Annotated in this window: 10 protein-coding genes and 1 pseudogene; 10 read left to right on the top strand and 1 reads right to left on the bottom strand. The window is 72.4% G+C overall.

The annotated features are described in order from the left end of the window. Positions 1-417 precede the first annotated feature (417 nt). The 4 genes from ACZ4Z5_RS21465 (at position 418) to ACZ4Z5_RS21450 (ending at position 5,880) form a co-directional block, all read left to right on the top strand. The gene (locus tag ACZ4Z5_RS21465; protein WP_468265026.1) at positions 418-1,182 is read left to right on the top strand and encodes an IclR family transcriptional regulator; all 765 of its coding nucleotides are present in this window, start codon (positions 418-420) and stop codon (positions 1,180-1,182) included. 731 nt (positions 1,183-1,913) lie between these two features. Then, positions 1,914-2,702, top strand: a complete 789-nt coding sequence (locus ACZ4Z5_RS21460; RefSeq protein ID WP_468265024.1) for an MIP/aquaporin family protein — start codon at positions 1,914-1,916, stop codon at positions 2,700-2,702. Positions 2,703-2,739: 37 nt separating this feature from the next. Further along, positions 2,740-4,266 (top strand): glycerol kinase GlpK, encoded by a 1,527-nt coding sequence (glpK, locus tag ACZ4Z5_RS21455; RefSeq protein ID WP_468265022.1) that lies wholly within the window; start codon positions 2,740-2,742, stop codon positions 4,264-4,266. A gap of 6 nt (positions 4,267-4,272) precedes the next feature. Further along, positions 4,273-5,880 (top strand): glycerol-3-phosphate dehydrogenase/oxidase, encoded by a 1,608-nt coding sequence (locus ACZ4Z5_RS21450; RefSeq protein ID WP_468265020.1) that lies wholly within the window; start codon positions 4,273-4,275, stop codon positions 5,878-5,880. A gap of 503 nt (positions 5,881-6,383) precedes the next feature. Here the strand turns inward: ACZ4Z5_RS21450 and ACZ4Z5_RS21445 are convergent. Next, positions 6,384-6,830, bottom strand: a pseudogene (locus tag ACZ4Z5_RS21445) (phospholipase); the annotation flags it as partial. A 476-nt stretch (positions 6,831-7,306) separates the two neighbouring features. Here ACZ4Z5_RS21445 and ACZ4Z5_RS21440 point away from each other — a divergent pair. The 6 genes from ACZ4Z5_RS21440 (at position 7,307) to ACZ4Z5_RS21415 (ending at position 14,633) form a co-directional block, all read left to right on the top strand. Beyond that, positions 7,307-8,614, top strand: a complete 1,308-nt coding sequence (locus ACZ4Z5_RS21440) for a VWA domain-containing protein (RefSeq protein WP_468265018.1) — start codon at positions 7,307-7,309, stop codon at positions 8,612-8,614. Then, the gene (locus ACZ4Z5_RS21435) at positions 8,614-9,393 is read left to right on the top strand and encodes a hypothetical protein (RefSeq protein ID WP_468265016.1); all 780 of its coding nucleotides are present in this window, start codon (positions 8,614-8,616) and stop codon (positions 9,391-9,393) included. The genes ACZ4Z5_RS21440 and ACZ4Z5_RS21435 overlap by 1 nt, the downstream gene beginning before the upstream one ends. A gap of 174 nt (positions 9,394-9,567) precedes the next feature. Beyond that, entirely contained in the window at positions 9,568-9,780 is a 213-nt protein-coding gene (locus ACZ4Z5_RS21430) for a hypothetical protein (protein WP_468265014.1), read from the top strand. A gap of 76 nt (positions 9,781-9,856) precedes the next feature. Further along, positions 9,857-11,422, top strand: coding sequence for an ATP-dependent DNA ligase (locus ACZ4Z5_RS21425; RefSeq protein ID WP_468265012.1), 1,566 nt, complete (start codon positions 9,857-9,859; stop codon positions 11,420-11,422). A 344-nt stretch (positions 11,423-11,766) separates the two neighbouring features. Further along, positions 11,767-13,149, top strand: coding sequence for a pyridoxal phosphate-dependent decarboxylase family protein (locus ACZ4Z5_RS21420; RefSeq protein WP_468265010.1), 1,383 nt, complete (start codon positions 11,767-11,769; stop codon positions 13,147-13,149). 398 nt (positions 13,150-13,547) lie between these two features. Then, positions 13,548-14,633, top strand: coding sequence for an ADP-ribosylglycohydrolase family protein (locus tag ACZ4Z5_RS21415; protein WP_468265008.1), 1,086 nt, complete (start codon positions 13,548-13,550; stop codon positions 14,631-14,633). Positions 14,634-14,673 lie beyond the last annotated feature (40 nt).

The following is a 14,673-nucleotide window of genomic DNA, read 5'->3' as shown; positions in this document are numbered from 1 at the left end:
AACTGCTCGAAATCCTCCAACGACGGATCCTGCGCCTGCAACATCGTGCCCATCGCACCATCCGCCACCACCACACGCGAAACCAACGCCTCGCGGAGTGCTGCGGCTCGGGTCCTGCTGTCCGCGGACGCAGAGGCGGATACGGAAGGGGTCGGCAACGAGGCCATGGATGTGCTCCCTGGAGTGCGACGGCTGTCGGCTTTGCGGCTTCCACGAGGAAGGCGCACGTCGCCAGCCTAGCCAGAAGAGGGTCGGCCCCGCGCGGGCGTCCCACGGGCCGGACGGCATCCTTACTCCCGGAGGGCGGCCCCTCCCGCTCCGATCCCACTCCGCCATCGTGTGCACAGGGAGCAGCGCGGGTCGGCATCGACCGATAGTGTTCAGCATTGTCGAACTGATTGGGAGGTGGGCAGAGCGATGGCGAAGAACATCCAGTCGCTCGAACGGGCGGCTGCGATGCTGCGACTACTCGCGGGCGGGGAGCGCCGGCTCGGACTGTCCGACATCGCCTCCGCGCTCGGCCTGGCCAAGGGCACCGCGCACGGGATTCTCCGGACCCTCCAGCAGGAGGGATTCGTCGAGCAGGACTTCACGTCGGGGCGCTACCAGCTGGGTGCGGAGCTGTTGCGCCTGGGCAACAGCTATCTGGATGTGCACGAGCTGCGGGCCCGGGCGCTGGTGTGGACGGACGATCTTGCGCGGTCCAGTGGCGAGGCGGCGTACCTGGGTGTGCTGCACCAGCAGGGCGTGCTGATCGTGCACCACGTCTTCCGGCCGGACGACAGCCGCCAGGTGCTGGAGGTCGGTGCCATGCAGCCGCTGCATTCGACCGCACTGGGCAAGGTGCTGTCGGCATTCGACCCCGTCGCGCACAGCGAGGTCATGGAGGTCGAGCGGGACGCGTTCACGCCGCGCACGGTCACGGGGCCGGACGAATTCGAGGACGTGCTCGACCTGACCAGGGCGCGCGGCTGGGCGGCGGACGTGGAGGAGACCTGGGACGGCGTGGCGTCGGTCGCCGCCCCGATCCACGACCGGCGCCGGATGCCGGTGGGCGCGGTGGGCATCACGGGTGCGGTGGAGCGCGTGTGCCCCGGCGGAGAGCTGCGGCCGGAGCTGGTCGCCGCGGTACGGGACTGCGCACGCGCGGTGTCCAGGGACCTCGGCGCGGGACGGTTCTGAGCCGGGGGAGTCCCGAGGCAAGAGGTGCTTCGACCGGGCCGGTTCCGACCGGCCCGTTCCCGTCTCCGTCTCCGTCTCCGGGGAGCCCGGAACGGCTTGACCACGGACCCGGCGCGGCTTGACCACGCGCCCGGAACGGCTTGACCACGGGCCCGGCGCGGCATGACCACGTCCGGAGCGGCATGAACGCCGTACCGCGCCGACTCGTCGAGCCGCCCCCGGAGCCGTCCGGTCAGCACTCCGCAGCCGTCCACCCCGTGCGGGAGCCCCGTACGCCCCCAGGCGCCCCCGGGAGCGGAAACGGCCGGACGCGGCCTGTCGACCCCCTGAACGATCCGCTGCCGTGCCGGTACCCGATCCGGCCCGCCCGGCTCGTTTCCGTTTTGCCCGCCGACCGCACGTCCACCGAGGGCGGGCATCTCCGGCACACCCCTTCCGACCTGGGCTTTCCCTGCACGGATATGGCGGTGAGCGGACCCGTATGTCCGCTCAGCGAGTCTTCCGGTTCCGGCGCCGCGATAACGATAGGGATACCGGGGCCACAACTCTTGACGGGCTCCTTACGGCGAACAAAACTGCCGTTCACCGGTCGGCATTGTCGAACACCTAACGGCAATACGCGCTAGAGTGTGGCGACGCCAAGGGCCGGCACCGCCCTCAACCGAGGGCACGAACCACCGGTGGGACCCGGGGGTTCGCCTTCCCCTGGAAGAAGGACAAAGGAGTCGCGCGTGTCCAGCTCCGACATCTTCATCGGCGAGACCATCGGCACCGCCGTACTGATCCTCCTCGGCGGCGGCGTCTGTGCCGCCCTCACCCTCAAGAGCTCCAAGGCACGCAACGCCGGCTGGCTCGCCATCACCTTCGGGTGGGGTTTCGCGGTCCTGACCGCGGTCTACATGACCGGCTCCCTCTCCGGTGCCCACCTCAACCCGGCCGTAACCGTCGGCCTGGCCCTCAAGGACAACGACTGGAGCAACGTCCCGGTCTACGTCGCCGGACAGATGCTCGGCGCCATGATCGGTGCCGCGCTGGTCTGGGTCACGTACTACGGACAGTTCCAAGCACACCTCAGCGACCCCGAGATCGTCGGTGACATCGCCGACAAGCCGGCCGAGGGCCCGCACGAGGGCAACGGTCACGCAGGCCCGGTCCTCGGCATCTTCTCCACCGGCCCGGAGATCCGTAACGTCTGGCAGAACCTTGCCACCGAGATCATCGGCACCGTGGTGCTCGTGCTCGCCGTCCTCTCCTTCGGTCTGAACGACGGAGGCAAGGGACTGGGCACCCTCGGTGGTCTGATAGTCGCACTGGTCGTCGTGTCCATCGGTCTGTCGCTCGGCGGCCCGACCGGATACGCGATCAACCCGGCCCGTGACCTGGGCCCGCGCATTGTGCACGCCCTGCTTCCGCTGCCGAACAAGGGACGCTCCGACTGGGGCTACGCCTGGATCCCCGTCGTCGGCCCGCTTGTCGGTGCCGCCATCGCCGCGGGTATCTACAACATCGCGTTCGCCTGAGCCGTACGTCCTTCCACCAGACTCCCAGGAGCACACTGTGACCGACGCACACACCGCCGGCCCGTTCATCGCCGCCATCGACCAGGGCACCACGTCCAGCCGCTGCATCGTCTTCGACCGGGACGGCCGCATCGTCTCCGTCGACCAGAAGGAGCACGAGCAGATCTTCCCGAAGCCGGGCTGGGTGGAGCACGACGCCTCCGAGATCTGGACCAACGTCCAGGAGGTCGTGGCGGGCGCCATCGAGAAGGGCGGCATCACCGCCGCCGACGTCAAGGCGATCGGCATCACCAACCAGCGCGAGACCACCGTGCTGTGGGACAAGAACACCGGTGAGCCCGTCCACAACGCCATCGTCTGGCAGGACACCCGTACCGATGCGCTCTGCAAGGATCTCGGCCGCAACGTCGGTCAGGACCGCTTCCGCCGGGAGACGGGCCTGCCGCTCGCCAGCTACTTCTCCGGCCCCAAGGTCCGTTGGCTGCTGGACAACGTGGAAGGTCTGCGGGAGCGCGCCGAGCGCGGCGACATCCTCTTCGGCACCATGGACAGCTGGGTCATCTGGAACCTGACCGGCGGCGTCGACGGCGGCCACCACGTCACCGACGTGACCAACGCGTCCCGCACCATGCTGATGAACCTCCACACCATGGAGTGGGACGACAAGATCCTCACCTCCATGGAGGTCCCGGCGGCGCTGCTGCCCGAGATCCGGTCCTCCGCCGAGGTGTACGGCCATGTGAAGGGCGGCGTCCTGGACGGCGTCCCGGTCGCCTCCGCACTCGGCGACCAGCAGGCGGCCCTGTTCGGCCAGACCTGTTTCTCCGAGGGCGAGGCCAAGTCGACCTACGGCACCGGCACCTTCATGCTGCTGAACACCGGTGAGAAGGTCATCAACTCCTACAGCGGCCTGCTGACCACGGTCGGCTACCGGATCGGCGACCAGAAGCCGGTCTACGCGCTGGAGGGCTCCATCGCCGTCACCGGTTCGCTGGTGCAGTGGATGCGCGACCAGATGGGCCTCATCAACTCCGCGGCCGAGATCGAGACGCTCGCGTCCTCGGTCGAGGACAACGGCGGCGCCTACTTCGTCCCGGCCTTCTCCGGACTGTTCGCCCCGTACTGGCGCTCCGACGCCCGCGGTGTGATCGCCGGCCTCACCCGGTACGTCACCAAGGCGCACATCGCCCGCGCCGTGCTCGAGGCCACTGCCTGGCAGACCCGCGAGATCACCGACGCGATGACCAAGGACTCCGGCGTCGAGCTGACCGCGCTCAAGGTCGACGGCGGCATGACCTCCAACAACCTGCTGATGCAGACCCTCTCGGACGTCCTGGACGCACCCGTGGTGCGCCCGATGGTCGCCGAGACCACCTGCCTCGGCGCCGCCTACGCCGCCGGCCTGGCCGTCGGCTTCTGGCCGGACACCGACGCCCTGCGTGCCAACTGGCGCCGGGCCGCCGAGTGGACCCCCCGCATGGACGCTGACAAGCGTGAACGCGAGTACAAGAACTGGCTCAAGGCCGTCGAGCGGACCATGGGCTGGATCGAGGACGAGGAGTAAGACGAAATGAGCACCCTGCAGAGCGTCCCCGCCCTTGGGACGCACCCGGCTGCCGGTTCCCTCCCGAGCCGCGCCGAGACCAGAGAGCGGCTCTCGAAGGCGACGTACGACCTCCTGGTGATCGGCGGTGGCATCCTGGGCATCTCGACGGCCTGGCACGCCGCGCAGTCCGGACTGCGGGTGGCCCTGGTGGACGCCGGCGACTTCGCCGGCGCCACCTCCTCCGCCTCCTCCAAGCTGCTCCACGGCGGACTGCGCTACCTGCAGACCGGCGCGGTGAAGCTGGTCGCGGAGAACCACTTCGAGCGGCGGGCGGTGTCCCGGGACGTCGCACCCCACCTGTCCAACCCGCTCACGTTCTACCTGCCGGTCTACAAGGGCGGACCGCACGGCGCCGCCAAGCTCGGCGCGGGAGTCTTCGCGTACTCGGCACTGTCGGCGTTCGGTGACGGCATAGGCCACGTCATCAGTCCGGCCCGTGCCCAGCGCGACGTCCCCGAGCTGCGCACGGACGATCTGAAGGCCGTCGCGGTCTACGGCGACGACCAGATGAACGACTCCCGTATGGCGCTGATGACCGTACGAGCCGCGGTCGACGCGGGGGCCACGGTCCTCAACCACGCCGAGGTGACCGGGCTGCGCTTCACGCGCGGCCGGGTCACCGGAGCGGACCTCAAGGACCGTACGGACGACACCGAGTTCGGTGTCGACGCCCGGCTGGTGCTCAACGCCACCGGTCCGTGGGTGGACCACCTGCGCCGGATGGAGGACCCGGATGCGGCCCCCTCCATCCGCCTCTCCAAGGGCGCCCACCTGGTCCTCAAGCGCACCTCCCCCTGGAAGGCGGCGCTGGCGACCCCGATCGACAAGTACCGCATCACCTTCGCCCTCCCCTGGGAGGACATGCTGCTGCTCGGTACGACGGACGAGGAGTACGAAGGCGACCCGGCGGACGTCGCGGTCAACGAGAAGGACATCTCCCAGATCCTGGACGAGGCCGCCTTCTCCATCCGCGACCAGCAGCTCAGCCGCGATCTCATCACCTACTCGTTCGCGGGTCTTCGGGTGCTGCCGGGCGGTCCCGGCGACACCTCCAAGGCCAAGCGCGAGACGGTGGTGACGGAGGGCCGCGGCGGCATGCTGTCGGTGGCGGGCGGCAAGTGGACGACCTTCCGCCACATCGGCCGCACCGTCATGAACAAGCTGGCGACGCTGCCCGGCCGTCCGCTGGGCGAGGACATGGAGCCGATCTCGCAGCTGCCGAGGAAGCTCCCGCTGCCGGGTATCGCCAACCCGCGTGCGGTCGCCCACCGGCTGCTCGTCGACGGTCCGGCTCCCGGCCCGCGCATGGCCGCGGACACCGCGCGCCACCTCGCCACGCACTACGGCTCGCTGTCCTTCGACATCGCGCGCCTGGCCAACGAGGACCCCGCGCTGGCCGAACGCGTCCACCCGGACGCGCCGGAGATCTGGGCGCAGGTCGTCTACGCCCGTGACCACGAGTGGGCCGAGACGGTGGACGACGTACTGCGCCGCCGTACGACCCTGACGATCCGCGGCCTGGCCACGGACGAGGTCCGCGCCAAGGTCCAGGGCCTGCTCGACCGGCGCTGACGCAGAGACCGAGAGGGCCGGCTCCTGGAGGGAGGAGCCGGCCCTCTCACTGCATCCGGCCGCGCTCTGAGGCAGGGGCGGCCGGGGACAACGCCCATTGCCGACGATGGCCCTCAGCGGTCGGCGAGGACCTTTTCCAGGCGCGGGAGCACGACTTCCGCGACGCCCGGGACGAGGGCTGCCGCGCGCTTCGTCCCTGCCTCCGCCGTGGCGGCGTCCGAGGCCGCCGTGGCTGCTTCCGTCGCCGCCGTGAGGGCCTCCGACGCCGGCGCGGGGAGGATCGCGACGTCGGGTGCGGGGAGGATCGCGGCGTCCGGCGCAGTCCCCGGAACCGGCAGGATCGCGGCGTCCGGCGCGGGCAGGACCGGGGAGTCCGGCGCCGCCTCCGGAACCGGCAGGATCGCGGCGTCCGGCACCATCTCCGGCGCGGGCAGGGTTTCCGGCGCGGGCAGGGTCAAGGCGTCCGGCGACGTCGTCGATCCGGGTGCCGTCGGCGAAGGCCGGCCGAACAGCACCACCGCCTCGTAGTACATCCAGGCGGTTCCCTCGCAGGACGTGCGCTCCGACCCCGAGTAGGCGGTGCACACGCGCAGCAGGTCGGCGTGGAACGCCCTGTCCAGCCGGTCCTTGTGTGCGGCGAAGGTGCCCGCCGCGTGGTAGTTCCGGTATCCGAAGTCGTGCCGCGCACAGGCGGAACCGAACGGGAACCCGAACGGGTCGTCCGGGGAGGCCGTGCAGTTGTCGGTGGACCAGTCGAACCCGTAGGCCCGCCAGGCGTCCTGATGCGTCCGGGCGGCGTTCCACGAGGCGTAGCTGACGGCGCCGACGTCCGTCCACGTCCGCAGCACGGCATCCTTGTCGGCGGGCACGGCGGCCGCTTCGGTGACGGGGAGCGCCCCGGCGACGAGGGCGATCAGAGAGACGGCGAGCGAACGGGCGCGACGGCGCATCGGTACCTCCGGGGGCAGGTCGGGGATGACGGCCCGCCGGAGGATTCCGCTCGCGGACGGACCGGCCACAGCCTGCCCTTCCGTCCCCGTCGTCCCCGCCCGTAAGGGCGCACGCCACGCCGCATTCGCCCGGACGGGGCAGACCCGCCCCGGACCAAGGGCGGATGACGCCAGGGGTCCGGTCCGTCGCGGCATCCCCTTGCGACGAGGGCGAGTCGGCCGCCACGCCCGGGAAAAATCCCCGGGCCGGGCCTGTTCCGCCGAGCGCACACAAGGGGACGGGACAGGAACGCGACAGCCGCCACGGCACCACGCGCCGCACCAGAACCGGCGTCGGCGTCGGCGTCGGCGTCGGCGTCGGCGTCGGCGTCGGCGTCGGCGTCGGCGTCGGCGTCGGCGCACGATGACACGGTGCACGGACCACGCTCGCGGTGGCCGGGTTGGGGAGCCCGCGGAACGGTCACTATGATCCGCCGATGATCACACGAAAGCGACTGGCGGCCGGACTCTGCGGCCTGCTGGTCACGTTGAGCGGTGGGCTCGCCCCGGCCACGGCGGTGGCCGACGACGAGCCGGCCGCCAAGAAGGAACCGCCGAAGGTCGAACTCGTCCTGGATGTCAGCGGCTCGATGCGGGCCCGGGACATCGACGGACAGTCACGCATGTCCGCCGCCAAGCAGGCGTTCAACGAGGTGCTGGACGCCGTGCCGGAGGAGGTGCTGCTCGGCATCCGGACGCTCGGCGCCAACTACCCCGGCAAGGACCGGAAGACCGGCTGCAAGGACACCCGGCAGCTGTACCCGGTCGGCAAACTGGACCGCACCGAGGCGAAGACCGCCGTGGCGACGCTCGCGCCCACCGGATGGACACCGATCGGTCCGGCCCTGCTGGGCGCGGCAGACGACCTGGAGGGCGGGGACGCCACCCGGCGGATCGTGCTCATCACCGACGGCGAGGACACCTGCGCACCGCTCGACCCCTGCGTCGTGGCGCGGGAGATCGCCGCGAAGGGCATCCACCTCACCATCGACACGCTCGGGCTCGTCCCGGACGCCAAGACCCGCGCACAGCTGATCTGCATCGCCGAGGCGACCGGCGGCACCTACACATCCGTACAGCACAAGGACGAACTGTCCGACCGGGTCAGCCAGTTGGTCGAACGGGCCGCGGAGCCCGTGGTCACGCCGGTGGCGGCCAAGGGCGCGGACCGTTGCGCCGACGCGCCGCAGCTGAAGGCGGGTCTGTACACCGACCGCGAGTCCTTCGGCCAGCACCGCTGGTACCGGGTCGACGTCCTGCCCGGCCAGGAGCTGCGCGCCTCGGTGAGCATCGCGGCGGACCGGGCGGTCAACCGGGACCACGGGGTGATGCTGCGGGCATCGACGGTGCACGGCCGGGAGATCGTGCGCGGTGAGGCGACCGGCGCGGGCCGCACGGACGTCCTGTCGACGGGCCTGCGGTATCCGAAGCCCGACACCGACGGCGCGGGCGGGGATGCCGTCCTGGATTCCGGCTCCGGTGACGACAAGCCGGCCGCCGAAACCGTCTGTCTGCGGGTCAGCAACGCCTTCTCCGCCCCCGCGTCCGTCAAGACCACACCCGGCCTGCCCCTGGAGCTGACGATCGACGTCGTCGACGGACCGGACGAGGCGTCAGACGCGGCGTTCCTCGGTCTCGGCCACGGCTGGTGGCTGCTGATCGTCCTGGCAGTGGTCGGCTTCGCGGCCGGTCTGCTGTGGGGCTGGATCTCGCGCTGGCGCATCTCCGTCTGGAGGACCACCTGATGCGTACCGTCCGTATGCTCACCGGCCTGCTGCTCGCCGCCGCGGCCCTCGTCGCCGTGCCGGGCACGGCGGCGGCGGCGCCCAGCCCTTCCCCGAGTCCGACGGACGACGGGCCGTCCGCCGCCCCTACCGAGGCCGGTACGTCGTTCCGCACGGCCACGGTCGTCCGCCCCGGCCAGCGGGCCACCGCGAACGCGTCGACCGGTGACTACCTGTACTGGCAGTTCCCGGCGGACGCGGGTGAACGGGCCACCGTGCGGGCGACGGTGAAGCTCCCCGAGTCGTCCGCCCGGCACGGCGGCCACACCTGGCAGCTCGACGTCTACGACGGCCTGCGCCGCCGCCAGGCCTGCCGGTACGGCAGCAACACCGTCACCGCCCGGCAGGACGCCACGTCCGTGGAGCTGTCGTGCGCGCTGCGCACGGTGCGGTCCTGGTCCGAGCCCTGGGCCAACGACCCGCTGCCGGGCACCTACTACATACGTCTGACCGTGACGAGCGCCCCCACCGAGGACCTCGGCCAGCCCGTCGACGCGGCGGTCGACGTCGTCACGTCCGACGCGGGCGGCGCGCAGGCGGTCGACGGCTCGCTGTCCGAGCCGCTGGTTCCCGCGGCGGGCCCGTCCGTGGAGCCGGAGGGCGGCTGGTCCTCCGGCTGGTGGTCGTCGCGCTGGCTCTGGACGGCGGGCGGCGCGGTGGTGGCGGCGCTGGCCGGCATCTGGGGCCACAGCCTGACGCGCGGCCGGGGACGTCCGGCGCACGTGCCGCCGGGCGTCTGACGGGCACAACGGCGGCGACGGCAGGCGACGGCCGTCCGCGGGCCATGTCGGATCCCGTGGGCGGCCGTCCCGGCCGCAGACCGTTGCCAGTGTGCTCGGCAGGAACGGACGGACACCGCCCGTCCGTTCCCCAATGCCCACGCGGGCCTTCCGCAGGCCGAGCGGCGCAAGGCGGTGAGCCGCGCCGCGGGCTGGATCTCCCCGGTGGTGGTGCACCGGGGCCGGGTGGACGGCGTAGGGGACTTCACGCCCGACGGGACCGTGGACGTGCGGGTTCTCTGCTCGGAGAGCCCCGAGGTGCCGAAGGAGGCTCCGGCGGCCGAGGCGGCCCATCCGGCCCTCTGCACGGGCCGCCCGGCGTACGGGCTGTCCATACGGACGGACTGAGGCCCGCGGGACGGCGGGCGTTCCGCTCACCGGGCGATCGCGCGCACCCGGACCCCCCTCGGGGAAGGATGGGGCCATGAGACTCGCCGAGCTCGCCCGGGCCTCCCGGGACATCGCCGCCGCGTCCGCGCGGACGGAGAAGATCGCGCTGCTGGCCCGGCTGTTCGGCGCCGCCGAGCCGGCCGAGGCACCGGTGGTGATCACCTATCTGGCGGGGCGGCTGCCGCAGCGCCGCATCGGGGTGGGGTGGAGCACGCTCAGGGAGCGGCAGGCACCGGCGACGGAGTCCCGGATGGAGGTGCTGGAAGTCGATGCGGCGCTGAGCCGGATCGCAGCCGTCTCGGGCAAGGGCGCCCAAGGCGAGCGCAGGCGGCTGGTGCGCGAGCTGATGGCCTCCGCCACCGAGGAGGAGCAGGTCTTCCTCATCCGGCTGATCAGCGGCGAACTGCGCCAGGGCGCCCTGGACGCCGTGGCTCTGGAGGGGCTGGCGGCGGCAGGCGGGGCACCACCGGCGGACGTGCGGCAGGCCGTCATGCTGAGCGGTTCCCCGGCCGCGGTGGCACAGGCTCTGCTCGCCGAGGGCCCGGCGGCCCTGGGACGGTTCCGGCTGACTCTCGGCCGGCCCGTGCTGCCGATGCTCGCGCACACCGCGAAGTCGGTCGGGGAAGCGCTCGACAAGGCGGGCCCGTGCGCGCTGGAGGAGAAACTCGACGGCGTGCGCATCCAGGTGCACCGGGACGGCGGCACCGTGCGGGTCTTCACCCGTACGCTCGCCGACATCACGGCACGGGTTCCCGAGGTGGTCGCCACGGTCCTCGCACTGCCGGTCGAACAGGCCGTGCTGGACGGGGAACTGCTGGCCCTCGACGCGCAGGGGTGGCCGCGGCCGTTCCAGGAGACGTCCGGCAGGGTGGGCTCCACGCTCGACGTGACGCTCGCGCGGTCCGCGGTGCCGCTGTCCCCCGTCTTCTTCGACGTGCTGTACGCCGAGAGGCAGGACCTGCTCGCCGCTCCGACGGCCGACCGCCACGCCGTGCTCGACCGGATGCTGCCCGAGGCGCTGCGGGTGCGGCGCCTGGTCGTCGGCGACCCGTCCGCGGCCGGGGACCGGCACGCCGCGGAGGAGTTCGCCGCCGCCGTCCTCGCCCGAGGCCATGAAGGCGTGGTCGTGAAGGCACTGGACGCGCCCTACAGCGCGGGCCGCCGCGGCGCGGCGTGGCTGAAGGTGAAGCCGGTGCACACCCTCGACCTGGTGGTGCTGGCCGCCGAGTGGGGGCACGGGCGGCGGACCGGGACGCTCTCCAACCTGCATCTGGGCGCCCGCCGTCGCGACGGCGGATTCGCCATGCTCGGCAAGACGTTCAAGGGCCTGACGGACACCATGCTGGCCTGGCAGACGAAGCGGCTGCGGGAACTGGCCGTCGCGGAGGAGTCCTGGGGCGTACGGGTACGTCCCGAACTGGTCGTGGAGATCGCCTTCGACGGAGTCCAGCGGTCCAGCCGCTACCCCGAGGGTGTCACCCTCCGATTCGCGCGCGTGGTGCAGTTCCGTGAGGACAAGCCGGCGGCGGAGGCGGACACCGTGGAGAGCGTGACGGCGCTTCTCGACGGTCCGGACACCGCAGGCGATCACCACCCGTAGCAGCCGGTCCACGGAGTGGAGATCCGACCGGACGCCGCCGCCTGTCAGGGAGCGGTGGTCGCACTGCACCCGGGCTCGCGGTGGGGCGGGCCGGACTCCGGGGGCCGGCCCTGGGGGGCAACGCCTCATGGGTGCGGGCCTGCCCGGGTCCGCCGTGCACAGCGAGGACCGGCACGGTGTGTGCCGGCTCGCGACGCACCGTGCCCGCCCCGGGGCGCCCGCCAGGGCGGGGGTCGTTGCGCTGCGGGCCCGCCGTCCGGGGGACGACGTCATTCACCGGGGAAGGCCGGGGCAGGGCCCGGAGCGTGTTGCGCGGCCCCGGCGGGGGGTTCATAGTCCGAAGCATGGACGCGCGCGAGGCGGCGCTGCAGCGGGCGCACGAGCATGCCGTCCGCTGGCTCGCGAGTCTCTCGGACCGGCCGGTACCGGCCCGTGCCTCGGTCGACGAGGTCGTACGGGCGCTCGGCCCGGAGCTGCCGGAGGAACCGAGCCCGCCCGCGGACGTCATCGACCTGCTTGCCACCGCCGGCGAGCCCGGCCTGACCGCCTTCCCCAGCGGCCGGTTCTACGGATTCGTGGTCGGCGGCAGCCAGCCGGCCGCCCTCGCCGCCGACTGGCTGGTGAGCGCATGGGACCAGAACTGTGTGATGCGTCTGGTCTCCCCGGCGCACACCGCCGTCGAGGACATCGCCGGGGCCTGGCTGCTGGACCTGCTCGGCCTTCCCCCGGAGAGCGCCGTCGGATTCACCACGGGCGCCACGATGGCGAACTTCACCTGTCTCGCCGCCGCCCGCGACACCGTCCTGCGGCAGGCGGGCTGGAACGTCGTCCGTGACGGTCTCACGGGCGGGCCGGGCGTACGGGTCCTGACCGGTGAGGCCCGCCACATGGCCGTCGACCTGGCGCTGCGCTATCTCGGTCTGGGCGAGCCGCAGCTCGTGGAGGCGGACGACCAGGGGCGCATCGTCCCCGGGGCGCTGCTGCACGCCCTGGACACCGGTGGCGCCCGGCCGACCATCGTGGTACTCCAGGCGGGAGAGATCCACTCGGGGGCGTTCGACTCGTTCGGGGAGACGATCGGGGCCGCCCACCATGCGGGCGCCTGGGTGCACGTCGACGGTGCCTTCGGGCTCTGGGCCGCCGCGTCCCCCGCGTACGCGCACCTGACGGCAGGCTGCGAGCACGCCGATTCCTGGGCGACGGACGCCCACAAGACGCTGAACGTCCCGTACGACTGCGGCGTCGCCGTCGTACGGGACGCCTCGACCGTCCAGGCGGCCATGGGCCGTCAGGGCGAGTACCTCATCCACCACGAGCACGGCGATCCGTTCGACAAGGTGCCGGAACTCTCGCGCCGGGGCCGGGCCTTCACCGTCTGGGCGGCGCTCCGTTCCCTGGGCAGGTCGGGCGTCGCCGCACTCGTCGAGCGTCTGTGCCGTCATGCCGCGGCGTTCTCGACGGGCATCGCGGACATCCGCGGGGCGCGGGTGCTCAACGACGTGGTGTTCACCCAGGTCTGCGCCGACTTCGGCGACGACGAGCGCACGGACCGGGTGCTCGCCCTGCTGCTCGCCGACGGCACGGCCTGGATCAGCGGCTCCACCTGGCACGGTCACCGGGTGATGCGCATCTCGGTGAGCAACTGGTCCACGACCGAGGAGGACGTGGCCCGCACCCTGGACGCGATCCGCCGCGCCGCTGCGGCGGCCGACGTCAGTGTCCTGTGACCACGGAACCCTCGCGGCTTCCGACGGCGCGTCCGGTGTCCCCTTTTTCCGGCGGCCCGTCGAGCCGCGTACGGCGAAGGGGCCGGTCCCGCCCTCCGTCGTCCCGGTTCGTGAAGGGCGCCCACCTCCCCCACGGGTGAGCGCCCTTCACCGGGGCCTCGCGACGCACCACCATGCGGCTCCCCCCTGGTGCGCCGCGACGCATGACGATCGTCCCGCCCGCCGGAGGGCCGCCGCATCGTTCGCCGGAACGAGCCGCCTCCGCCGGACAGCGGAGTCGACATCACGCCACATCGGAGCGCCCCGCGCCCGTCCTCCCGCGCCCGTTCTGCTGCGCGTTGCCGGTTGTCGTCGCCCCCGGGTTCCGGCTCACCGCCGCCGTGATGTTTGCTGATCACATGAACTACCTGAAGGCAGACCCGGACAAGGTCCGCGCCGGCAGGACCTCGTCCGGCACCCGGGGGCTGTTCGTCGGCCTGGCGCTGGGCGAGACGCTGGGAGCCGCACGCGGCGCGGTGCCGGCTGCGGGACCGCTGCAGGCCGGTGTCTGCACCCAGTTGGCGTGCTTCACGGCCGAGGGCCTGGTGCGGGCAAGCGTACGCGGGAACCACAAGGGCATCTGCCATCCCCCTTCGGTGCTGTGGCACGCCTACTGCCGGTGGGCGGCCCTCCAGGGCATCGAGGCCGAACGCCTGCGGGAGCGCTGGACCATGGGGCTCGACCGGCCGTGGCCGACCGGCTGGCTCGCGGAGGTGCCCGCGCTCGCCGAGCGCCGTGGTGACGCACCGGCGACCGTGGCCGCGCTCTCCCGGATCGAGCAGGGCACCGTGGCCGAGCCCGCCACGAACAGCGGTGGCTGGCACGCACTCGGACGCACGCTCCCGGCCGCCGCGGTGTCCGGTTGCCAGGCCCAAATGCTCCGGGACTTCGCGGCGCTGACGCACGGCGCCCCCGCTGCGCAGTCCGCCACGGTTCATGCCGCGCTGCTGGTCCGCCGGTGTCTGGCCGGGGGCGGCGTCCACGAGACGCTCACGGCCGCGGTGTCCGCCCTTCCCGGCCTCGACGAGAACACCACCGCAGAGGACACCAGGCGCCTCGCCGCGGTGCTCCGCCTGGCGGTCGAACGGCCGGGGGACCAGGCCGAACTGATCCGCCTCGCTCCCGGCCCGACCGCCCTCTCGGCCCTCCACGGCGGCCTCTACGCCGCCGCCTCCTTCCCCGGCCGCGAACACGTCGAAGCCGCGCTCCGTTTCGCCTCCGGGGCCCCGGAGGGCACCGCGGTCGCCTGTGTCGCTGGGGCGTTCCTGGGCGCCCTCCACGGGGTGGAGGCGCTGCCGGTCCGGCTGGTCGGCCGCCACGAACTGTCCTGGGTCCTCGACGCCCTGGCGCGCGATCTCGTACAGGAGTTCACGCACTCCCCGGGCGGGGGCGAGTACCAGGAGGCGTGGGACCCGCAGTGGTGGTACCGCTATCCGGGCTACTGAGCCGTATCCGGCGCCCCTCGCCCACGCCCACACCTCCGTT

The sequence above is a fragment of the Streptomyces sp. NPDC030222 genome (assembly GCF_055573115.1).
This window is presented reverse-complemented; position numbering and strand designations above follow the sequence as displayed.